Consider the following 21,229-nt stretch of genomic DNA (forward strand, 5'->3'; position numbering starts at 1 on the left):
GCAACGGGGAGGAAGCATGGCTGACGCAGCAAGCGGAGCGACCGAGGCCTTCAGGAAGAGCCGCCCGTTTTCCGCCTTCGAGCGGATGGTCGCCTGGCGCTACCTGCGCTCCCGGCGCAAGGAAGCCTATATCTCGGTCATCGCCGGCTTTTCCTTCATCGGCATCATGCTGGGCGTCGCCACGCTCATCATCGTCATGGCGGTGATGAACGGCTTCCGCACGGAGCTGATCTCGCGCATCCTCGGCATCAACGGCCACATGATCATCCAGCCGGTCGACAGCCCGCTGAACGACTATGCCGCGCTCGCCGACCGGCTGGCCGCCATTCCGGGCGTCACCATGGCGATCCCGCTCGTCGAGGGCCAGACGCTGGCGCAGGGTACGGCCGGCGGCGGAACGGGCGCGCTGGTGCGCGGCATCCGCGCCGACGACCTCGCCAGGATGAAGGCCGTCTCCGACCATATCAAGGAAGGCGACCTCGTCGGCTTTGCCGCCGGCACGGGGGTCGCCATCGGCTCGCGCATGGCCGAGGCGCTCGGGCTCACCGCCGGCAGCCAGATCACGCTCGTGGCGCCCGAGGGCGACGTGACGCCGCTCGGCGTCAACCCGCGCGTGAAGACCTACACGGTCTCGGCGATCTTCGAGATCGGCATGTCGGAATACGACGCCTCGATCATTTACATGCCGCTGGAAGAGGCGCAGCTCTATTTCAACGCCGAAGGCATCGTGCAGTCGATCGAGCTCTTCGTCTCCAATCCCGATGCGGTCGACGACTTGCGCCAGCCCGTCGAGGCGGCCGCAGGCCGGCAGATCTTCATCACTGACTGGCGCCAGCGCAACCAGACCTTCTTCTCCGCGCTTCAGGTCGAACGCAACGTCATGTTCATGATCCTGACGCTGATCGTGCTCGTCGCCGCGCTCAACATCATCTCCGGCCTCATCATGCTGGTGAAGGACAAGGGCAGCGACATCGCGATCCTGCGCACCATGGGTGCGACCTCGGGCGCCATCATGCGCATCTTCTTCATGACGGGCGCGGCCATCGGCACGGTCGGCACCTTCGCCGGCGTCCTTCTCGGCGTCGTCGTCTGCCTCAACGTCGAATCGATCCGCCAGTTCTTCTCCTGGGTTTCCGGCACGACGCTGTTCAACCCCGAACTCTACTTCCTGAGCCAGTTGCCGGCGGACATGAACGCCGGCGAGACGGTTTCGGTCATCGTCATGGCGCTGGTGCTCTCGTTCCTCGCGACGATCTTCCCCGCCTGGCGCGCCTCCAGGCTGGATCCCGTCCAGGCCCTCCGCTACGAATAGGATAGAGAAACGCATGGCTGCGCGCGTCGCTTTGGAACTCAAGGGCATCGAACGGCACTACGGCCAGGGCGAGACCCTGCTGTCGATCCTCAAGGGGGCCGATTTCACGCTGAGAAGCGGCGAGACCGTCGCGCTCGTCGCCCCGTCCGGCACCGGCAAGTCGACGCTGCTCCACATCGCCGGCCTTCTCGAAAAGCCCGATGCCGGCGAGGTCTTCGTCAACGGCCATTCCTGCGCGGCGCTTTCCGACGACCAGCGCACCGGTATCCGCCGCGGCGAGATCGGCTTCGTCTATCAGTTCCACCACCTGCTGCCGGAATTCACGGCGCTGGAAAACATCATGATGCCGCAGCTCATCGGCGGGCTCTCCAGGGCGGAGGCGCGCGAGCGCGCCGCCCAGCTCCTCGATTACATGCGCATCGGCCACCGCGCCGACCATCGCCCCTCGGAGCTTTCCGGCGGCGAGCAGCAGCGCGTCGCCATCGCAAGGGCCGTCGCCAATGCGCCGCTGGTCCTGCTTGCCGACGAGCCGACCGGCAACCTCGACCCGGAAACCGCGGGCTATGTCTTCGAGGCGCTGGAAGCGCTCGCCCGCCAGTCGGGCCTTGCCGCGCTGATCGCCACGCATAACCACGAGCTTGCCGGCCTCATGGACCGGCGCGTGACCATCGAGGATGGCCTCGTGCGTGAAATGGAGTAGGCCCGGGGCCTACTCCAGCCCGCAGATCGATCGGCCGATCTCGTCCTTCCAGTCTTTCAGCAGAACGAACTGCGCGGTGCCCGCAACGGGCCGGCCGCCGCTTTTGCCCTTGCCGGTCAGTACGTTGAGGTCGCAGTCCCGCGTGCCGTTGTCGATCGTGTCATAGGCCGAATAGGTATAGCCGGCGACGATGAAATCGAAGTTGCGGTAGGCGATGGTGAGCGACTGGCGCCAGCGGTCGCGCCCGACCGCGTCGTTCTTCGTCGTCAGCGTGAAGGAGCCGTTGGCGAGCGCCGAAAGCTCCGGCTCCTGGCCGTAGAGGGTGTAGTTGCCCCAGACGGAATTCGGCAGGGCGAGCGCCAGCGTCAGCCGGTTTTCCCCGGCCTTGGCGAGATAGACGTAGAGCCCGTTGTCCTCGCTGCTGTCGTCGTCCGGCCTTGCCACCAGCACCAGGTCCGCCGCGCCGTCCTTGTCCCAGTCGCCGCTCGCCATGGCGACGACCCGGTCTGCCGCAAAGTCCGCGGCATGGGCGCTCACGGGCAGCGCGGCGGCAAGCAGAAGGGCGGCGGCAAGCGGCTTCATCGTTTTTCCTCCATTGGTCGAGGCGACCTTATTGCGCCGGAAAGCGCCGGTCCAGAGGGGCTGTGGAAAGCTGTTGACATGAGAACAATAATAGAACAAAATAAAAACATAAAAGGAAAGGGAGCCACAATGACCGATTTTCTTCGCGAACTTGCAGCATTCACCTCCATGGCGATTTTCTTCGCCAGCTTCTCCGTCATCCTCTTCGGAATCTGACGGAACCGCATTTCCCCGACGCCAATGCATCGTCTCCACGCCTTCAAGGCGTGGAAAGCGGGCGCAAAGCCAAGAACCGGCTGGACGAGACGGCTGCGAATCCGTTTAAGCTCTTCCTCTCACTGGAAGGACGATGCGGATGGCGGACGAAGCTCTGAAGACGGATGGCGAAAAGATCGCGGAAACGCCGGGCTTCGTGCATCTGCGCGTCCACTCGGCCTTCTCGCTTCTGGAAGGGGCCCTGCCGATCAAGAAGATCATCGGCAAGGCGACGTCCGACCAGCAGCCGGCCATCGCCATCACCGACACGAACAACCTGTTCGCGGCGCTCGAATTCTCGCAGAAGGCGGTCGGCGAGGGCATCCAGCCGCTGATCGGCTGCCAGCTTTCCATCGACATGGAAGACGAGGGCGAGGGGGAACGGCGCGGCGGCCAGTCGCAGCTTGCGAAATTGCCGTCCATCGTGCTCCTGGCCGCCACCGATGCCGGCTATGCGCGGCTCGTCGATCTCGTCAGCCGGGCCTATCTCGGCGGCGAGGGCAGCCAGGCGATCCATATTGCCCTGAGCTGGCTGGAGGAGGGTACGGAGGGGCTGATCGCGCTTTCCGGTGCGCTCGGCGGCCCCGTCGACATGGCCTTCCTCTCCGGTCATCCGGCGGCCGCGACGGCGCGGCTTCATGCGCTGAAGCGGCTCTTCGGCGACCGGCTCTATATCGAATTGCAGCGCCACGGGCGCTACGACAAGCAGCACGAACGGCGCATGGTGGACCTCGCTTATGCAGAGGACCTGCCGCTGGTCGCGACCAACGAGCCGTTCTTCCCGGCGCCCGACGACTACGATGCGCACGACGCGCTGATGGCGGTGGCGCACAATGCCATGGTCTCCGACGACAATCGCTTCCGCCTGTCGCCGGACCACTATCTCAAGAGCCGCAAGGACATGGCGAAGCTCTTCGCCGACCTGCCGGAGGCGCTGGAGAACACGGTGGAGATCGCGCAGCGCTGCTCCTTCGTGCTGAAGACCCGCGCGCCCATCCTGCCGCGCTTCACCGGCGCGACGGGCGACCCGGAGGAGGCCGAGCGCGCCGAGGCGGCGGAACTGCGCCGCCAGGCGATCGAGGGCCTCGACCGGCGCATGGAACTGCTCGGCCTGTCGCCCGGCTATACGGAGAAGGATTACCGCGAGCGGCTGGAATTCGAGCTCAGCGTCATCGAGCGCATGAAGTTCCCCGGCTACTTCCTCATCGTTGCCGACTTCATCAAATGGGCCAAGCAGCACAACATCCCCGTCGGGCCGGGCCGCGGCTCGGGCGCGGGCTCGCTCGTCGCCTATGCGCTGACCATCACCGACGTCGACCCCTTGCGCTTCTCGCTGCTCTTCGAACGCTTCCTCAACCCGGAACGCGTCTCGATGCCCGACTTCGACATCGACTTCTGCCAGGACCGCCGCGAAGAGGTGATCCGCTACGTGCAGGGCAAGTACGGCCGCGAGCAGGTGGCGCAGATCATCACCTTCGGTTCGCTGCAGGCGCGCGCGGCGCTGCGCGACGTCGGCCGCGTGCTGGAAATGCCCTACGGCCAGGTCGACAAGATCTGCAAGCTCGTGCCGAACAACCCGGCCAATCCGACGCCGCTCTACAAGGCCATCGAGGAGGAGCCGAAGCTGCAGGAGGAGGCGGAGAAGGAGCCTGTCGTCGCGCGTCTTCTCGACATCGCCCAGAAGATCGAGGGCCTCTACCGCCACGCTTCCACCCACGCCGCCGGCATCGTCATCGGCGACCGCCCGCTCTCCAAGCTCGTGCCGATGTACCGCGATCCGCGTTCGGACATGCCGGTCACCCAGTTCAACATGAAATGGGTAGAGCAGGCAGGGCTCGTGAAGTTCGACTTCCTCGGCCTCAAGACGCTGACCGTCCTCAAGACGGCCGTCGATTTCATCCGCAAGCGCAAGATCGAGGTGAAGCTGGAGAGCCTGCCGCTCGACGACACGCTCACCTACGACATGCTGTCGCGCGGCGAGACCGTCGGCGTGTTCCAGGTGGAAAGCGCGGGCATGCGCAAGGCGCTGATCGGTATGCGGCCGGACTGCATCGAGGACATCATCGCCCTCGTCGCGCTCTACCGCCCGGGCCCGATGGAGAACATCCCGGTCTACAACGCCCGCAAGCACGGCGAGGAGGAGATCGAGTCGATCCACCCGATGATCGACCATCTCCTGAAAGAGACGCAGGGCGTCATCGTCTACCAGGAACAGGTGATGCAGATCGCCCAGGTCCTTTCCGGCTACTCGCTCGGCGAGGCCGACCTTCTGCGCCGCGCCATGGGCAAGAAGATCAAGGAGGAGATGGACAAGCAGCGCGCCCGCTTCGTCGACGGCGCTGTCAGGAACGGCGTGTCGAAGCCGCAGGCCGACCTCATCTTCGACCTGCTCGCCAAGTTCGCCAACTACGGCTTCAACAAGTCGCACGCTGCCGCCTATGCCATCGTCTCCTACCAGACGGCCTATCTGAAGGCGCATTACCCGGTCGAGTTCCTCGCCGCGTCGATGACCTACGATATGTCGAACACCGACAAGCTGAACGATTTCCGGCAGGATGCCGGCCGTCTCGGCATCGAGGTCATCCCGCCATCGGTGCAGACCTCCTTCGCCCATTTCGAGACGGGCGAGAACCGCATCTACTACGCGCTCGCCGCCATCAAGGGCGTCGGCGAGGCGGCCGTGCAGCATATCGTCGAGGTGCGCGGCGATACGCCGTTCAAGAGTCTGGAAGATTTCTGCGCGCGGATCGACCCGAAATTCGTCAACCGCCGCGTCTTTGAAAGCCTGATCATCGCCGGCGCCTTCGATTGCTTCGGTCATGACCGCGCCGCCATGATCGCCGGCCTCGACCGGCTGCTCGGCGCCGCCCAGCGCGCGCAGGAGAACAAGACGAGCGGGCAGGGCGACATCTTCGGCATGGGTGCGGCGACCGGGCCGGAGGTCATCACGCTGCCGTCCTACACGCCCTGGCTTGCGTCCGAAAAGCTGCACCGCGAGTTCCAGGTGCTCGGCTTTTACCTCTCGGCCCACCCGCTCGATACCTATGCGCCGATCCTCGCCAAAATGCGCGTGCAGACCTTCTCGGACTTTTCCGCGGCGGTGAAGCGCGGCGCGACGGCCGGCCGCCTTGCCGGCACGGTCACCTCCAAGCAGGAGCGCAAGACCCGCACCGGCAACAAGATGGGCATCGTCGCCTTCTCCGATTCCTCCGGGCAGTTCGAGGCGGTGCTGTTTTCCGAGATGCTGAACCAGTACCGCGATCTGCTGGAGCCCGGCAAATCGCTGGTGATGACGGTGCAGGCGGAAGAGCGCCCGGAAGGTATCGGCCTTCGTATCCAGACGCTGCGCTCGCTGGAGGAGGAGTCGCTGCAGACGCAGAAGGCGCTGCGCGTCTACGTGCGCGACAGCGGCCCGTTGCGCTCCATCGCCGCCCATCTCAACACCAAGGGCGACGGCCTCGTCTCCTTCATCGTCATCAAGGACAGCGGCCAGCGCGAGATCGAGGTGGAGCTGAACGAGCGCTTCCGCATCTCCCCCGAAATCGCCGCCGCCATGCGCTCCACGCCGGGTGTTCTCGACGTGGAGCTGGTGTGAGGCTCAAGCGGCGGCCGGCACGCGGGCCACGACCTTGATCTCGAAGTCGAAACCGGCGAGCCAGTTCACGCCGATCGCGGTCCAGTTCGGATAGGGGCGCGTGTCGAAGATCTCCTGTTTGACGGCCAGGATCGTGCCGAACTGGCTTTCAGGATCGGTGTGGAAGGACGTCACGTCGATGATGTCGTCGAAGGTGCAGCCCGCTGCCGCGAGCGTCGCTTCGAGGTTCTGGAAGGCGAGGCGCACCTGCTGCCCGAAATCGGGCTCCGGCGTGCCGTCGAGACGGCTGCCGACCTGGCCTGAGACGAACAGGAGGTCGCCGGATTTGATCGCGGCCGAATAGCCGTGCTCGTCGTAGAGGGCGTGTCTGCCCGCCGGAAAAATCGCTTCGCGCTGGGTCATGGCTGATCTCTCTTTCAAGGGTGGAAGGGGCCGGGGAGGCCACGATGCTTCACAACGATCGTAATTTAATATACGTTGCGTATATGAAATTGGGTGTACGCGGCCGCGATGTCAAGTTCATATACGTTTCGTATATGAAAAGAATGAGGATGAAAGCGTGAATCGACGCATCGCGATGATGGAGGAAAACCGGATCAAGCTGATCGGCGCGGCGCGCAAGGCCTTCGGCAAAAAGGGATACGCGGCCGCCTCCATGGACGACCTGACCGCCGATGTGGGACTGACGCGCGGCGCGCTCTACAATATTTTTGGCGACAAGCGTGGTCTTCTGGCGGCGGTCGTGCATCAGATCGACACGGAGATGGCCACACGCGCCAAGCAGATCGGCGCTTGTGCAGGAGACGATTGGAACGGTCTCCTGGCGGAAGGGGCGGCCTATATCGAAATGTCCCTCGACCCCGAAGTGCAGCGCATCGTCCTGCTCGATGGACCCGCCGTGCTGGGCGACCCCTCGCAATGGCCGAGCCAGAGCAACTGCCTGCAGGTCACGCAGGCGAAGGTCGAGCAGCTCGTTGCCGAAGGAATGCTCAAGCCGGTGGATGCCGAGGCGGCCGCCCGGCTCCTCAGCAGCATGGCGTTCAACGCCGCGCTCTGGATCGCGGCAAGCGACGATCCGAAGGGCGTCTTGCCGAAGGCGATCGAGGTGTTCCGGGCGCTTGCGACGGGCCTCCTCGCCCGGCCTGCCTGACGAGGTGCGCGCAATTCCTGCTGCAGCGTTTCGGCAAGGGACGCAACGAAAAGAGCCGCTGCGCCGGAAGAACGAGCGGCCCTGACGTCATGTCAAACGTTTCCGGTCAATCGATGACGGTGACGGACGATGCCTTCTTCTTTTTCTTCTTCTTGACGCCCTGCACCGCCGTGGCGACTGCCTTCTGCGGCACCTCACGCGTCATGGTGATGAAGTCGGTGCCGTTGCCGGTTTCGGGGCCGAGGCCCGTGTCGGAGATGGAAAGCGAGGCGCCTTCGCCCATCAGGGCGGAAATGCGATTGCGGGTCTCTTCGGGAATGTCGAGCCGGTCGAGCGTGCGGGCGATGGCGTCGGGCGCTTCGGCGTCGGCCTCCGTGGTGATGCCGAGGCGCTTTTCCGTCGCCGGCGAAAGCTGGTTGTCCATGCTCACGCCGTACCATTCGGCCGTGCCCGTGTCGGCATCGACCTCGCGGGCAAGGAGGAAGTGCGTGCCGAGCGCGATCTGAGGATCACGGATGGCGACCGGCTCCTCGAGCAGCGGCTTGAACTTCTGGCGCACGAAGACGACGCCGTTCGGCGGCGTGCCTTTGCCGGCCCTGGCATAGACGGCGGCGATGAGCTCCGGCGTCACCATGCCGTCCTCCTTCAGGCCTTCGGCAAGCTGGAAGGCGCGGATGGCGGCGATAGTCTGCTTGCCGTGGCTGCCGTCCGGCACGCCGGCATCGTAGCCGAGATCGTTCAGCAGCGTCTGCAGGTCGAGCAGCCTTTCGCGCTCGCCGCGGCGGGTGATGAGGATGCGGATCGGGTCTTCTTCCGTCGGGTGCACGGTCGGGGTCTCGATCACCGGCTTGGGGTCGGTCATCGCCACTTCTACGCTCTTGTCGCCGGCCTCGATCAGGGCGGGGCGCAGGCCCGCGTCGGAGAGGAGCGGCGTATCCGGCACGACGATGGAGGGCTTGAAGAGAGCGGAATGCACGATCCGCTGCGGGGTAAGCTCGCGGTCGCTGATCAGCACATGCGCGCCGCGGCGGGTGACGGAGAACAGCGTTTTCGCAAAATCGTTCGGCATGCGCACGCAGCCGTGCGAGGCCGGATAGGAGGGCACGCTGCCCGAGGCGTGCAGGGCGATGCCCGACCAGGTGAGCCGCTGCATGAAGGGCATCGGCGCGCTGTCGTAGATGTTGGAGAAATGCGTGCGCTTCTTTTCCAGGATGGAGAAGATGCCGGTCGGCGTCGCATGGCCTGCCTTGCCTGTGGAGACGCGGGAGGTCGCCACGACCACGCCGCCGTCATAGACCTTCAATTGCTGCTGGTCCTTCGACACCACGATCTGGAGCGGACCTTCGAGCGTGCCGGCAAGCGCGGTGCCGCAACTCAGCATCAGGCCCACGATGCTCATGCCAGTGGCAAGGCGAAACTTCATGTTACCCATCCGTACGCAATACAAACCGGCCGAAAGCCTAGCGCATCCGGTTTAAGGAAGGCTTGATGCGGCCGTGGCGGCGGGCCGGTCTGTGCCATCCCGATGCAGTCGGGAACGCTGGTCCGCCGGGTTTTATTCGGCCGGTTCCTCGTCCCTGCCGCTGGATTTCAGGGTCAACTTTCCGTGAAAGCGCTCCGGGCCCGACTTGCCGAAGGTATAGCCGGTCTCCACGCTCGCCCTGCCGAACTTGTCGCGCAGCGTGTTCATGGCCGCCTCGGCGGCGGCCCGGCGGGCGGCGGCTGGATCGACGAGGTCCGGCGGATCGGCGCGGCCGGGGTCGGTGAGGTCGCTGACGCCGATGCCGATCAGGCGGTATTTCGTGCCGTCCGCCTCCTTGCGCAGGAGCTCCATGCCGGTGCGGAAGATCCTGTCGGCGAGCATGGTCGGGTCTTCGAGCTTGCGGTTGCGGGTGCGGCCCTTGAAGTCGGCGGTCTTCAGCTTGAGGACGACCGTGTGGCCGGCAATGCCGGACTTGCGCAGGCGCGTCGCCACCTTCTCGCTGAGGCGGCGCAGATGCGCGACGAGGTCGTCATAGCGTGAGATGTCGTCGAAGAAAGTGGTTTCCGCCGAAACGCTTTTTGCCGGATCGTTGGGGTGCACCTCGCGGTCGTCCTGCCCGCGCGAGAGATGGAAGAGCCGCTTGCCCATGATGCCGTAGCGGCGCATCAGATCGGTTTCCTCCATGGTCTGGAGCTGGCCGACGGTGCGGATGCCGTCGCGCTCCAGCGTCTCGGCAAAGGCCTTGCCGACGCCCCAGATGAGGCGCACCGGCTTGTCGCGCAGGAAATCCAGCGCCTCGGCGGCACCGATGACGGAAAAGCCGCGCGGCTTGTTGAGGTCCGAGGCGACCTTGGCGAGGAACTTGCAATAGGAAAGGCCGATGGAGATGGTGATGCCGACTTCCCTCTCCACCCGCTGGGCGAAGCGCGCGAGCACGCGGGCAGGGGGATCGTGGTGCAGCCGCTCCGTACCCTTCAATTCGAGGAAGGCCTCGTCGATGGACAAGGGCTGCACGAGCGGCGTCAGGTCCTGCATCATGGTGCGGACCTGACGGCCGACGGCGACATACTTCTCCATGTCCGGCTTGATGACCACGGCGTTCGGGCAGGCTTCCAGCGCCTTGAACATCGGCATGGCCGAGCGAACGCCGTGGATGCGGGCGATATAGCAGGCGGTGGAGACGACGCCGCGCTTTCCCCCGCCGATGATGACGGGCTTGTCGGCAAGCTCCGGATTGTCGCGCTTCTCGATCGCCGCATAGAAGGCGTCGCAGTCGATATGGGCGAGCGTCAGGTTGTTGAGTTCGTCGTGGTAGACGAGGCGCGGGCTGCCGCAGGCCCGGCAGCGCCGCAGGCCGGCAGGCTGCCCGGCAAGGCAGTCGCGGCAAAAGCCCGGAAAGCGCGTGGCGGCAACGGTCATGACCTGGAACAAATATTGAACATCGCGACATTACCGCCTAAATTCATGAGTCTCAATAGTCATGGAAGGCGCAGAGCATGGCGATGCACAGGCAGAAAGCCTGCCGGGATTCGCCCCGGGCGCGGGCTCAGAAATCGGCCCCGCCCGGCGGCCCGGCAAGGCGCGCATGGGCGGCAACGACCGCCTCGGGCGCAATGCCGGTCGCAGCACAGAAGGCGAGCAGCGTCGGCTCGTGTCCCATGAGGAATTCGACGAGGCCGGCAAGGAAGCCCGGATCGTTCACCGCGCCCCGCACCTCCACGGGCGTGACGCCGGTGAGCGAAAGGAAGCGGGAAAGCAGCTCCGGCTCGCCGGCAAGCCAGCCGAGGATGGAGACGGCGACAGCCTCCGCGTCTTCACCCGCGGTTGTATCTTTTTGGCTTTTCATCGTTTTTCCTCGGGAAATTTACCTTTTAATCAACCAAGTGACGCTAACGTGGCTGCGGTCGGGCTGGGTGATTTCGGCTTTGCCGCAACTTATCTATCTCCCGGACGGTTGCAAGGCCGGCGAGAGGAACAGGGACGCACGATGCCCAAACAGGTCATGATTGTCGAGGACAACGAGCTGAACATGAAGCTCTTCCGGGACCTCATCGAGGCATCCGGCTATGCGACCATCCAGACCCGGAACGGTATGGAAGCCCTTGATCTTGCGCGCAAATATCGCCCCGACCTGATCCTGATGGACATTCAGCTCCCCGAGGTCTCGGGCCTTGAGGTCACCAAGTGGCTGAAGGAGGACGACGAGCTCCACGTCATTCCCGTGATCGCCGTCACGGCCTTCGCGATGAAGGGGGACGAGGAGCGCATCCGACAGGGCGGCTGCGAGGCCTATGTCTCCAAGCCCATTTCGGTGCCGAAGTTCATCGAGACCATCAAGACTTATCTCGGGGACGCGTAAGGCGGGGGCAGCAGAATGACGGCACGCATCCTCGTCGTCGACGACATTCCGGCCAATGTGAAGCTGCTCGAAGCGCGGCTGCTGGCGGAATATTTCGACGTGCTGACGGCCGAGAACGGCTACGATGCCCTCTCCATCTGCGAGCGCACGCAGGTCGACCTCATCCTGCTCGACATCATGATGCCGGGCATCGACGGTTTCGAGGTCTGCGAGCGGCTGAAGGCCAATCCGCGCACCGCCCATATCCCCGTCGTCATGGTGACGGCGCTCGACCAGCCGTCCGACCGCGTGCGGGGCCTCAAGGCCGGCGCGGACGATTTCCTCACCAAGCCGGTCAACGACCTCCAGCTCATGTCGCGGGTGAAAAGCCTCGTGCGGCTGAAGACGCTGACGGACGAGTTGCGCATGCGCGCGGCCACCGCCCGCGCCATCTCGCTGGAGGAAGGGCTGGATACCAATCTCGGCGACGAACCGGGCGATATCCTCCTCGTCGACGGCCGCGGCTCCTCGCAGGAGCGCATCGCCCGCGCGCTGAAGCCGATTGCCGACGTCACCTGCATGTCCGATCCGCAGGCCGCGCTGTTCCAGGCGGCCGAGAGCAATTTCGAGCTCGTCATCGTCAACGCCAATTTCGAGGACTACGATCCGCTTCGCCTCTGCTCGCAGCTCCGCTCGCTGGAGCGCACGCGCTTCCTGCCGATCCTCCTCATCGCCGAGCAGGGCGACGACGACATCATCGTGCGCGCGCTCGACCTCGGCGTGACGGACTACCTGATGCGGCCCATCGACCCGAACGAGCTGATCGCCCGCAGCCTCACCCAGATCCGCCGCAAGCGCTGCAACGACCGCCTGCGCAACAGCGTGCGCCAGACGATCGAGCTTGCCGTGACGGACGGGCTGACCGGCCTGCACAACCGCCGCTACCTCGACAACCACATGAAGCTCCTGGTCGACCGCGCCGCCGCGCGGGGGCGGCCGCTCTCCGTCTGCATCACGGATATCGACCGCTTCAAGGCCGTCAACGATACCTATGGCCACGATGCGGGCGATGCGGTGCTGCGCGAGTTCGCAAGCCGCGTCCGCTCCGCCGTGCGCGGGGCCGACCTTGCCTGCCGCTATGGCGGGGAGGAATTCGTGCTGGTGATGCCCGATACGCCCGAGGACATGGCGGCGGGCGTCGCCGAGCGCCTGCGCATGACCGTCGAGGAGGCGCCGTTCCGCATTCCCGGCACGGATGTCTTCCTGTCCATCACCGCCTCGCTCGGCATCGCCTCGCTGGTGCCGGCCGGGGATACGCCGGAAGCCTTGCTCAAGCGCGCCGATACCGCGCTCTACGAGGCCAAGCGCTCCGGCCGCAACCGCGTGGTGGCCGCGGCCGCCTGAAGGGCGAATCGCGTCCGATCAAATAAACTTGTCCACAGCTGCGTCGTCCGCCCAAGCAAATGCGCTGCGGCAAGGACAGTTGCTCATAAGTAGAAACTGCAATCGGAAGATGCGTTTTCGCAATTTCATGACAGTTCGTGTCGTGAAATCTGGCCATAAGTCGTACTGATTATTTTTGGCAAAACTTATCAACGGCTTGTGGTTTTCACAATTTCACCGTGTAGGTGCGTGTCAATTTGTAAGGGTGGTTGCCTTCTCGCGTGGAGGTTGAGTGACGCGGGACGGTGCCGTTTTGATCCATGACGCAATTGGCGCCCGATGGCACATCCGCCCGCTCCGCGGTTAACTATGAGACAAGGACTCCTGCCGGGAATGTTAAGAATTCGTTGATTTTTTTTCTTTTTGGCGCGATGCTCAATCCATGGGCAGCAAACAAGACAGCCCAGCCGGTTACCCCATGATGCTAGGTCCGCCGCATCTCCTGGGTCGTGGGGTCGGTCGGCCAGCTACGGCAAATACGGAATCCTCGTGCCGTCGTCGTATCTGGCCGACCCCCATTCAACGCCGCTCCCGCCATGGGGGCGGCGTTTTTGATTCGGCGGTTGCGAAAGGTTGTGGGGAAGGGCCAAAAGAAAAGGCGCCGGACGTTTCCGTCCAGCGCCTTTGCGAACCTTTTCAGGCCACCAGGATTACTTGATCTTGGTTTCCTTGAACTCGACGTGCTTCTTGACGACCGGGTCATACTTCGTCTTGGTCATCTTTTCCGTCATCGTGCGGCTGTTCTTCGTCGTTACGTAGAAGAAGCCCGTGTCGGCCGTCGACAGCAGCTTGATCTTGATGGTGGTAGCCTTGGCCATGGTCGTCCTGCCTTTATGAAAAACGAAGCCGCGGACAGCTTCCACGGCTTTAAATCTGGCCGGAAACTACAAATCGCGGCCGAAAAGTCAACCCCGCTTCGGCCGGAAAACGATCCGCAGCAGGGAAAGTACGAGGTAAAAGCCGAAGAAGGCGACGATCGCCCAGGCAAAACCGTCGTTGCCGGAAACATCCATCGCCGCGCCGATCGCCTGCGGGCCGACGACGGTGCCGACGGCGTAGCAGAAGATGAAGGCCGCATTGGCGGCGGCAAGGTCCGCGCCGACGAGTCGCGAGCCGAGATGGCCGAGGCCGATCGTGTAGAGGCCGGCCACGCACCCGCCCCAGACCAGGAGAACGCCCGCCATCAGCAGCCAGTCGTGCGATATGACCGGCAGCGAGAGCGAGCCGAGAAGGCCGATGGCGGCCATGATCGTCAGCAGGCTGCGGCGGTCGCGCATGCGGTCCGAGAGCATGCCGAGCGGGATCTGGAAGGCCATGTTGCCGACGCCCATGACGGTGAGCAGGAGGGCGGCCTGCGCCTCCGTGAAGCCCGCCCGCGTGGCGTAGATCGGCAGCAGCGAGAGGCCGCCGACCTGCACCGCGCCGAAGATGAAGACGGCGGCCGTCGCCGTCGGCACGAGAAGGATGTAGCGCATGAAATGCAGCTCCGGCTTCTCGTTTATGATCGGGCTTTCGCGCCGGGCGATGAAGATCGGCGCGGCGGCAAGCAGGATGATCATCGCCCCGACCGCGAAGGGCAGCACACCGTCGCTGCCGATCAGCGAGAAGAGGAGGGGGCCGGTGGCAAAGCCGAGCGAGAGCACCGTCGCATAGATGCCGAGCACCAGCCCGCGCCGGCGCGGCGGGGCGGCGGCGTTGATCCAGAACTCCGAGAGGATGAAGAGCATGGTGGTCGCGCCGTGGAAGACGAGGCGCAGCGGAAACCACAGCCAGAAGTTCTCGATATAGTAGAAGCCGAGGCCGCTGACGGCGGCAAGCAGGATGGCGCCGAGCATGGTCGTCGACGTGCCCCAGGCATGGGCAAGGCGCGTCGTGCAGGGGGCTGCGGCCATGGCGGCGACACCCGCCATCGCGGAGTTGATGCCGATGAGCGTCGAGGAGATGCCGCGCTTCTCCATGATGATGGAGAGCAGCGGAAGGCCGAGGCCCATGGCGATGCCGACGGCGGAAATGGCGGCGATGGCTGCAAGCAGGGACCGCCAGTGAATATGCTCCACCGGGCCGGAGGTGCCGGATTGCGGCTGCGTCATAAGCGGTCGATCCTTAAAGAAGGTCCCGCCGGAATTGCCCGCGCCGGGCATAGTAGAACGGCGCGGCCCTTCCGAAGGGCAGAGACTTGTCTTCCTGAATGCTTTTCTTCAGTTCTTCAAGGATCAAGACGGTTATGTCGGGCATATCGACGCCCTTATGGTCGAAAATATCCACCCAGCGCAGGTCTTCCAGCTCGTGGCTGGCTCTCGCTCCGGCCGGGTCGACGCCGGCCTCGTCGGTGAAGAGCGCGAAGAACCGCGTATCGAAGCGCCGCACCATGCCGGCGGGCGTAATGGCGCGGGCGAGGAACCGCAGATTGGAAAGGTCGGGCCGGAACGGAAGGGCGCCGGTCGCCGGCGATGCATGCGCCGGGCCGACGCCGATGCCGGCCTCCTCGTGAAGCTCGCGAAGGGCGGTGACGGCAAGGGCGCGAAGGCGCGCCTGCGAACATCGCGTCCCGGCCCTTATGGCGAGCCGTTCGCTGGCGAGCGGGTTGAGATGGGCCGCGACGGGAACGAGCCGGTCGCCGGCATCGCGCCGGCCGCCGGGAAAGACATAGACGTCCGGCATGAAGACGTGCTTGCTGCTGCGCCGGCCGACGAGGACGCGCGTACGGCCCCCGGAGCGGTCGAGAAGCAGGATCGAAGCGGCGTCGACGGGCCGGATAGCCGTCATGCGGCCTTGTCGCCGCTATAGGCGTGCGCTGCGTCCGCATCGTCCTCGGCCGGCTTGTCGGAGAAGCCGTGCATGCGCAGCGCCCATTGCAGGCCGATGGTGCCGCCCTTGATGGGCTGCAGCAGGAGAAGCGAGAGGATGAGCGTGATCGGCGTCCAGATGGCGAGGTGCTGCCAGGTGTTGATCTGCCAGGTGAGGTCCGTCATCATGTAGCCGCCGACGACGATGTGGCCGACGATCATGATGACGAGATAGGGCGGCAGGTCGTCGGCGCGCTGGGCCGTATAGTCCTCGCCGCAGGCCGCGCAATTGTCGACCGGCTTGACGAAGGACTTGAAGAGACGGCCGGTGCCGCAGGCCGGGCAGCGGCTCAGCAGGCCACGCTTGATGGAGCGGCCGAGCGGGCGCTCCTGCCTGGAAACCGAAGCGGTATCCCCGAAATGCAGCGTGCTGCCGGTGGTCTCGTTCGCCTGCATGTCATGTCCTTCCTGCCGGACCCTGGCCGGCCTAACGTCTTCCCCGCGGTGGGCGCGTTCCCGGCTGGCGCCGCGGCGCTGCGCCCTTGCGCCGGCCCGACTTGTGGAAGGAGCGCACCGCCGTCGGCATCTTGCGTCCCTCGCTCAGCATGTCGAACCGGAGCGAACCGGCGAGCGGCACCGCTTCCGCGAGCCTGACGCGCACTTCATCGCCGAGCCGGTAGCCGAGCCCGGTCTTCTCACCGGAAAGTGCCTGATGGGCTTCGTCGTAGATATAATAGTCGCGTCCCAGCATAGATATAGGCACGAAGCCGTCCGCGCCATAGGCGGGCAGGGTGACAAAAAGTCCCGCCTTGGTGACGCCCGAGACGCGCCCGTCGAACTCCTCGCCGATGCGGCCGGCGAGGTGATGGGCGATGAGCCTGTCCACCGTGTCGCGCTCGGCGGCCATGGCCCGGCGCTCGAAGGTGGAGATCTCCGCGGCGATGTCGTCGAGCGCCGCTTCCTCGTCCGGCGTGATGGCGCCTTCGCCAAGCCCCAGCGAGCCCACCAGCGCCCGGTGCACGATGAGGTCCGCATAGCGGCGGATAGGCGAGGTGAAGTGGGCATATTTCAAGAGGTTGAGGCCGAAATGGCCGATGTTCTCCGGGCTGTAGATCGCCTGGCTCTGCGAGCGCAGCACCATCTCGTTCACCATCTGCTCGAACGGCTTGTCCTTCGCCTTGGCGAGGACGCCGTTGAAATGGTTGGAGCGCATGTTGCCGCCCTTGACGAGCGAGATGTCGAGCGTCTGCAGGAACTCGCGCAGCACCTCCTGCTTGGCGAGCGAGGGCGCGTCGTGGACGCGGTAGACGAGGGCCTGCTTCTTCTTCTCCAGCGTCTCGGCGGCCGAGACGTTCGCCTGGATCATCATCTCCTCGATGAGCTTGTGCGCGTCGAGCCGCGGCGGCACGACGACCCGGTCGACGGTGCCGTCCTCCTTCAGCAGGATCTTGCGCTCCGGCATGTCGAGCTCGAGCGGCTGGCGGCGGTTCCGGCCGACCGTCATGATGCGGTAGGCTTCCCACAGCGGCTTCAGGATCGTCTCGAGGATCGGTCCGGTCTTGTCGTCCGGCGCGCCGTCGATGGCGGCCTGCGCCTGTTGGTAGGAGAGCTTGGCCGCGCTCTTCATCATGATCCGGTGGAAGGTGTGGCTCGCCTTGCGGCCCTCGTGCGAGAAGACCATGCGCACGGCGAGCGCCGGGCGGTCGACGCCCTCCTTCAGCGAGCAGAGGTCGTTGGAGATGCGCTCCGGCAGCATGGGCACGACGCGGTCGGGGAAATAGACCGAGTTGCCGCGCTTCAGCGCCTCGCGGTCGAGCGCCGATTTCGGGCGCACATAGTAGCTGACGTCGGCGATGGCGACGGTGACGAGCACGCCGCCCGGATTGTCGGGCGAGGGATCGGGCTCGGCGAAGACCGCGTCGTCGTGGTCCTTGGCGTCGGCCGGGTCGATGGTGATGAGGGGAAGGCTGCGCCAGTCCTCGCGGTGCGACATGGTGGCGGGGCCGGCGGCCTCCGCCTCGCGGATCACCGCGTCGGGGAAGATGTAGGGAATGCCATGGGCGTGGATGGCGATCATCGAGATCGCCTTTTCCGAGGCGACCGAGCCGATGACGCCCTTCACCTGCGCGCGCGGCAGGCCGTAGCGGCCCATGCGCACGACGTCGATCTCGACGAGGTCGCCGTCCTTGGCGCCGGCCGTGAAGTCGGCGTCGACCTCCATCTCCTCGCCGCGCCGGTCGATGGGCATGATGCGCCCGCCGCCGCCGGCCATGGCGCGGAAGACGCCCATGCCGGAATTCTTCTTCTTGTCGAGGACCTTGATGACGCGGCCCGTATAGGCCGGCCCGCCGCGTTCCTTCGCCGGGAAGATCTTTGCCAGCACCCGGTCGCCGAGCCCGGCGACGGGCGCCTTGTCCTTGCGCGGCCCGCCCGACTGGCGGATGAGCACGGCGGGCGCGACGCCCGCATCGTCCAGCCATTCCGCCGGCCGGCCGATCAGCTCGCCGTCGACGTCGCGCGTCGTGATGTCGAGAACGGTGACGGGCGGAAGCGCGCCGGGGCGCACCAGCGACTTGCGGCGCTTTTCGAGAAGCCCGTCTTCCTCGAAGGATTTCAGCAGCGCCTTCAGCTCCACCCGCGCCTCGCCCTTGAGGCCGAAGGCCTTGGCGATCTCGCGCTTGGAGGCCTGCTCGGGATTTTCCGAGATGAAGCGCAGGAGCACCTCGCGCGGCGGCACGGCGCCGTGGATGATCGGCGTGTCGTCCGCCGGCGGCGGCACGTCACGGCCCGCGCGGCCGGGCCGCCTCGACTGTCCTGCCCGGCTGCGTGGTTCCTTCGTCATGCGTCAGGCCTTCTTTGCCTTGGATGCCGTCTTGGGCTTGGCGGCCGCCTTCGCCTTCGGCTTGGCGGCCTTGGCTTCGCCGGCTTTCGTCGTCTTCGCCGCCGCCTTGGCCTTGCCCTTGGCGGGCATCTTGCCGGCCTTGTCGGCGATCAGCACGAGCGCTTCTTCCAGCGTCACGCTGTCGGCCGCCTTGCCCTTCGGCAGGGTGGCATTGACCTTGCCCCAGTTGACGTAGGGGCCGTATTTGCCGTCGCGCACCGTGATGGGGCCGCCGTCCGGATGGTCGCCGAGCGTCTTCAGCGCCGCCGGCGTGCCGCGCGAGCGCCCGCCCGGGCCCTTCGACTGCTTTTCGGCGATCACGGTCACGGCGCGGTTGAGGCCGATGGAGAAGACGTCCTCGACAGTCTCCAGGTTCGCATAGCTGCCGTCGTGCAGCAGGAACGGCCCGTAGCGGCCGATGCCGGCGGAGATCATCTTGCCGGTTTCCGGATGCTGGCCGATGTCGCGCGGCAGCGAGAGGAGGGCAAGCGCCTTCTCATGGTCGATGCTCGCCGGCGCCCAGCCCTTCGGCAGGCTGGCGCGCTTGGCCTCCTTGCCGTCGCCGCGCTGGACGTAGGGCCCGAAGCGGCCGGAGCGCAGGGTGATCTCCTCGCCGGTATGCGGGTCCTTGCCGAGGCTCTGCGGCTCGTTGGAGGCGGCCGCCTCCGCGTCCGAGCCGGCGTCGGCGGAAAGCTGGCGGGTATAGTTGCATTCCGGATAGTTCGAGCAGCCGACGAAGGCGCCGAATTTTCCCAGCTTCAGCGAGAGCTTGCCCGTGCCGCAGACCTGGCAGATGCGCGGATCGCTGCCGTCCTCGCGCTTGGGGAAGACGAGCGGTGCCAGCTCCTCGTTGAGCGCATCGAGCACGTTGGTGACGCGCAGCTCCTTCGTATCCTCGATCTGGGCGAAGAAGTCCTTCCAGAAATCGCGGAGAACCTGCTTCCAGTCGAGCTCGCCGGCCGAAATCTTGTCGAGCTTCTCTTCAAGGTCCGCCGTGAAGTCGTATTCGACATAGCGGGTGAAGAAGCTTTCGAGGAAGGCCGTCACCAGCCGGCCCTTGGCCTCGGGGATGAGCTTGCGCTTGTCGATGGTGATGTATTCGCGGTCGCGCAGCGTCGCCAGCGTCGCGGCGTAGGTCGAGGGGCGGCCGATGCCGAGCTCTTCCATCTTCTTGATCAGCGAGGCTTCGGAATAGCGCGGCGGCGGCTCGGTGAAGTGCTGGGTGGCGTTCACCTTCTGCTTGTCGAGCTTCTCCTGCGCGTTGATCTCCGGCAGGCGACCGTCCTCGTCGCCCTCGTCCGGCTGCTCGCCGTCCTCCTTCTGGTCCGTATAGGCGGCGATGAAGCCGTCGAAGCGGATGACGGAGCCGGTGGCGCGAAGGCCGGCCTTGCGCCCGCCGTTGTCCGCCTCGATCTCGACGGTCGTGCGCTCGATCTCGGCGGAGGCCATCTGGCTGGCGATGCCGCGCTTCCAGACGAGGTCGTAGAGGCGGAGCTGGTCGGGGTCGAGGTAGCGGCGCACCTGGTCGGGCGTGCGGTCGAAGGAGGTCGGGCGGATCGCCTCGTGGGCCTCCTGCGCGTTCTTCGCCTTGGTGGAGTAGAAGCGCGGCTTTTCCGGCACGTAGCGCGCGCCGAACTGCTCGCCGACGGCCCGGCGGGCCGCGTCGATCGCTTCCGGCGCCATCTGCACGCCGTCGGTACGCATATAGGTGATGAGGCCGACCGTCTCGCCGCCGATGTCGATGCCTTCATAGAGCCGCTGCGCCACCTGCATGGTGCGCGAGGCGGAGAAGCCGAGCTTGGAGGAGGCGGCCTGCTGCAGGGTCGAAGTGGTGAAGGGCGGGGCGGGATTGCGCTTCGTCGGCTTGGCCTCGACGCTCTCGACGCGATAGGCCGCGCCGTCGAGCAGCGCCTTGAGGCGGTTCGCCTCCTCGCCGTTGCCGATGGACTTCGCCTGCAGGCGCTTGCCTTCGGCCGAGACGAGGCGTGCCTCGAACTCGTCGCCGCGCGGCGTCTTCAGGAGCGCGGAAAGGTTCCAGTATTCTTCCGAGACGAAGCGCTCGATCTCGGCCTCGCGGTCGCAGACGAGGCGCAGCGCCACCGACTGCACGCGGCCGGCCGATCGGGCGCCCGGCAGCTTGCGCCAGAGAACGGGCGACAGGTTGAAGCCGACGAGATAATCGAGCGCGCGGCGGGCGAGATAGGCATCCACCAGCGGCGTATCGATATCGCGCGGGTTCTTCATCGCGTCCAGCACGGCCGACTTGGTGATGGCGTTGAAGACGACGCGCTGGACCGGCTTGTCGCCGATCACCCGCTTCTTCTTCAGGACGTCCAGAACGTGCCAGGAAATCGCCTCGCCCTCGCGATCCGGGTCGGTTGCCAGGATCAGGCCGTCGGAGGACTTCACCGCGTCGGCGATGTCCTTCATGCGCTTGGCGGACGCGCTGTCCACTTCCCAGGACATCTCGAAGTCCTCGTCCGGGCGCACGGAGCCGTCCTTGGCCGGCAGGTCGCGCACATGGCCGAAGGAGGCAAGCACCTTGTAGCCGGGGCCGAGATACTTGTTGATCGTCTTGGCCTTGGCGGGCGATTCCACAACTACAACATTCATCGTCATTTCTCTGATACCGGGTGCCGCGGCTTGAAGGCGCGGCGAAAAGGGCGGTTCTCCGCCGAAGGATAGTGTCTCGACATGAACAGAC

At 65.5% G+C, this 21,229-nt stretch carries 17 protein-coding genes; 6 read left to right on the forward strand and 11 right to left on the reverse strand.

Translation table 11 applies throughout. The annotated features are described in order from the left end of the window. Positions 1 to 16: 16 nt before the first annotated feature. A complete protein-coding gene (locus HNQ66_RS17260; RefSeq protein WP_184145415.1) occupies positions 17 to 1,312 on the forward strand; it encodes a lipoprotein-releasing ABC transporter permease subunit in 1,296 nt (431 codons plus the stop codon). Positions 1,313 to 1,325: 13 nt separating this feature from the next. Then, complete coding sequence (locus tag HNQ66_RS17265; RefSeq protein ID WP_184145416.1) at positions 1,326 to 2,012, forward strand: ABC transporter ATP-binding protein; 687 nt, start codon at positions 1,326 to 1,328, stop codon at positions 2,010 to 2,012. Positions 2,013 to 2,021: 9 nt separating this feature from the next. Here HNQ66_RS17265 and HNQ66_RS17270 read toward each other — a convergent pair whose 3' ends face one another. After that, positions 2,022 to 2,594 carry a hypothetical protein gene (locus tag HNQ66_RS17270; protein WP_184145417.1) on the reverse strand — a complete coding sequence of 191 codons (573 nt, stop codon included), beginning with the start codon at positions 2,592 to 2,594 and terminating at the stop codon, positions 2,022 to 2,024. Positions 2,595 to 2,949: 355 nt separating this feature from the next. On the opposite strand from HNQ66_RS17270, the gene dnaE reads away from it, so the two are divergent. Continuing rightward, positions 2,950 to 6,444, forward strand: coding sequence for a DNA polymerase III subunit alpha (gene dnaE, locus HNQ66_RS17275; protein WP_184145418.1), 3,495 nt, complete (start codon positions 2,950 to 2,952; stop codon positions 6,442 to 6,444). 3 nt (positions 6,445 to 6,447) lie between these two features. Here dnaE and HNQ66_RS17280 read toward each other — a convergent pair whose 3' ends face one another. After that, positions 6,448 to 6,846: a RidA family protein gene (locus HNQ66_RS17280; RefSeq protein ID WP_184145419.1), complete on the reverse strand. Its 399-nt coding sequence runs from the start codon at positions 6,844 to 6,846 to the stop codon at positions 6,448 to 6,450. 178 nt (positions 6,847 to 7,024) lie between these two features. Here HNQ66_RS17280 and HNQ66_RS17285 point away from each other — a divergent pair, with 178 nt between their 5' ends. After that, the gene (locus tag HNQ66_RS17285) at positions 7,025 to 7,594 is read left to right on the forward strand and encodes a TetR/AcrR family transcriptional regulator (protein ID WP_184145475.1); all 570 of its coding nucleotides are present in this window, start codon (positions 7,025 to 7,027) and stop codon (positions 7,592 to 7,594) included. Positions 7,595 to 7,700: 106 nt separating this feature from the next. On the opposite strand, the gene HNQ66_RS17290 is transcribed toward HNQ66_RS17285, so the two are convergent. The 3 genes from HNQ66_RS17290 to HNQ66_RS17300 all read right to left on the reverse strand — a co-directional run bounded on the left by HNQ66_RS17290 (position 7,701) and on the right by HNQ66_RS17300 (position 10,923). After that, entirely contained in the window at positions 7,701 to 9,017 is a 1,317-nt protein-coding gene (locus HNQ66_RS17290; protein WP_184145420.1) for a L,D-transpeptidase family protein, read from the reverse strand. 132 nt (positions 9,018 to 9,149) lie between these two features. After that, positions 9,150 to 10,496, reverse strand: a complete 1,347-nt coding sequence (locus tag HNQ66_RS17295) for a DNA polymerase IV (protein WP_184145421.1) — start codon at positions 10,494 to 10,496, stop codon at positions 9,150 to 9,152. A gap of 127 nt (positions 10,497 to 10,623) precedes the next feature. Further along, positions 10,624 to 10,923 (reverse strand): DUF3572 domain-containing protein, encoded by a 300-nt coding sequence (locus HNQ66_RS17300; protein WP_184145422.1) that lies wholly within the window; start codon positions 10,921 to 10,923, stop codon positions 10,624 to 10,626. 141 nt (positions 10,924 to 11,064) lie between these two features. Here HNQ66_RS17300 and HNQ66_RS17305 point away from each other — a divergent pair, with 141 nt between their 5' ends. Together HNQ66_RS17305 and HNQ66_RS17310 are read left to right on the forward strand one after the other, a co-directional pair. Next, complete coding sequence (locus HNQ66_RS17305; RefSeq protein ID WP_184145423.1) at positions 11,065 to 11,436, forward strand: response regulator; 372 nt, start codon at positions 11,065 to 11,067, stop codon at positions 11,434 to 11,436. Between the two features lie 15 nt (positions 11,437 to 11,451). Next, the gene (locus HNQ66_RS17310) at positions 11,452 to 12,819 is read left to right on the forward strand and encodes a PleD family two-component system response regulator (protein ID WP_184145424.1); all 1,368 of its coding nucleotides are present in this window, start codon (positions 11,452 to 11,454) and stop codon (positions 12,817 to 12,819) included. 689 nt (positions 12,820 to 13,508) lie between these two features. Here HNQ66_RS17310 and rpmG read toward each other — a convergent pair. The 6 genes from rpmG to topA form a co-directional block, all read right to left on the reverse strand. Beyond that, complete coding sequence (gene rpmG, locus HNQ66_RS17315) at positions 13,509 to 13,676, reverse strand: 50S ribosomal protein L33 (RefSeq protein ID WP_034795357.1); 168 nt, start codon at positions 13,674 to 13,676, stop codon at positions 13,509 to 13,511. An 87-nt stretch (positions 13,677 to 13,763) separates the two neighbouring features. Then, positions 13,764 to 14,948: an MFS transporter gene (locus tag HNQ66_RS17320; RefSeq protein WP_184145425.1), complete on the reverse strand. Its 1,185-nt coding sequence runs from the start codon at positions 14,946 to 14,948 to the stop codon at positions 13,764 to 13,766. 13 nt (positions 14,949 to 14,961) lie between these two features. Next, complete coding sequence (locus HNQ66_RS17325; RefSeq protein WP_210308804.1) at positions 14,962 to 15,624, reverse strand: NUDIX hydrolase; 663 nt, start codon at positions 15,622 to 15,624, stop codon at positions 14,962 to 14,964. Then, on the reverse strand, positions 15,621 to 16,100 hold the full coding sequence (locus tag HNQ66_RS17330) for a DUF983 domain-containing protein (RefSeq protein WP_184145426.1): 480 nt from the start codon (positions 16,098 to 16,100) through the stop codon (positions 15,621 to 15,623). Before HNQ66_RS17330 ends, HNQ66_RS17325 begins: the two co-directional genes overlap by 4 nt. A gap of 31 nt (positions 16,101 to 16,131) precedes the next feature. Continuing rightward, positions 16,132 to 18,486 carry a ribonuclease R gene (gene rnr / locus HNQ66_RS17335; RefSeq protein ID WP_184145427.1) on the reverse strand — a complete coding sequence of 785 codons (2,355 nt, stop codon included), beginning with the start codon at positions 18,484 to 18,486 and terminating at the stop codon, positions 16,132 to 16,134. 3 nt (positions 18,487 to 18,489) lie between these two features. Next, on the reverse strand, positions 18,490 to 21,138 hold the full coding sequence (gene topA, locus HNQ66_RS17340) for a type I DNA topoisomerase (RefSeq protein ID WP_184145428.1): 2,649 nt from the start codon (positions 21,136 to 21,138) through the stop codon (positions 18,490 to 18,492). Positions 21,139 to 21,229 lie beyond the last annotated feature (91 nt).

Source organism: Shinella fusca (assembly GCF_014203155.1).
GTDB lineage: Bacteria > Pseudomonadota > Alphaproteobacteria > Rhizobiales > Rhizobiaceae > Shinella > Shinella fusca.

Coding starts and splice junctions, on each gene's coding strand:
- HNQ66_RS17260 (WP_184145415.1), top strand. CDS start 17: ATGGCTGACGCAGCAAGCGGAGCGACCGAGGCCTTCAGGAAGAGCCGC.
- HNQ66_RS17265 (WP_184145416.1), top strand. CDS start 1,326: ATGGCTGCGCGCGTCGCTTTGGAACTCAAGGGCATCGAACGGCACTAC.
- HNQ66_RS17270 (WP_184145417.1), bottom strand. CDS start 2,594: ATGAAGCCGCTTGCCGCCGCCCTTCTGCTTGCCGCCGCGCTGCCCGTG.
- dnaE (WP_184145418.1), top strand. CDS start 2,950: ATGGCGGACGAAGCTCTGAAGACGGATGGCGAAAAGATCGCGGAAACG.
- HNQ66_RS17280 (WP_184145419.1), bottom strand. CDS start 6,846: ATGACCCAGCGCGAAGCGATTTTTCCGGCGGGCAGACACGCCCTCTAC.
- HNQ66_RS17285 (WP_184145475.1), top strand. CDS start 7,025: ATGGAGGAAAACCGGATCAAGCTGATCGGCGCGGCGCGCAAGGCCTTC.
- HNQ66_RS17290 (WP_184145420.1), bottom strand. CDS start 9,017: ATGAAGTTTCGCCTTGCCACTGGCATGAGCATCGTGGGCCTGATGCTG.
- HNQ66_RS17295 (WP_184145421.1), bottom strand. CDS start 10,496: ATGACCGTTGCCGCCACGCGCTTTCCGGGCTTTTGCCGCGACTGCCTT.
- HNQ66_RS17300 (WP_184145422.1), bottom strand. CDS start 10,923: ATGAAAAGCCAAAAAGATACAACCGCGGGTGAAGACGCGGAGGCTGTC.
- HNQ66_RS17305 (WP_184145423.1), top strand. CDS start 11,065: ATGCCCAAACAGGTCATGATTGTCGAGGACAACGAGCTGAACATGAAG.
- HNQ66_RS17310 (WP_184145424.1), top strand. CDS start 11,452: ATGACGGCACGCATCCTCGTCGTCGACGACATTCCGGCCAATGTGAAG.
- rpmG (WP_034795357.1), bottom strand. CDS start 13,676: ATGGCCAAGGCTACCACCATCAAGATCAAGCTGCTGTCGACGGCCGAC.
- HNQ66_RS17320 (WP_184145425.1), bottom strand. CDS start 14,948: ATGACGCAGCCGCAATCCGGCACCTCCGGCCCGGTGGAGCATATTCAC.
- HNQ66_RS17325 (WP_210308804.1), bottom strand. CDS start 15,624: ATGACGGCTATCCGGCCCGTCGACGCCGCTTCGATCCTGCTTCTCGAC.
- HNQ66_RS17330 (WP_184145426.1), bottom strand. CDS start 16,100: ATGCAGGCGAACGAGACCACCGGCAGCACGCTGCATTTCGGGGATACC.
- rnr (WP_184145427.1), bottom strand. CDS start 18,486: ATGACGAAGGAACCACGCAGCCGGGCAGGACAGTCGAGGCGGCCCGGC.
- topA (WP_184145428.1), bottom strand. CDS start 21,138: ATGAATGTTGTAGTTGTGGAATCGCCCGCCAAGGCCAAGACGATCAAC.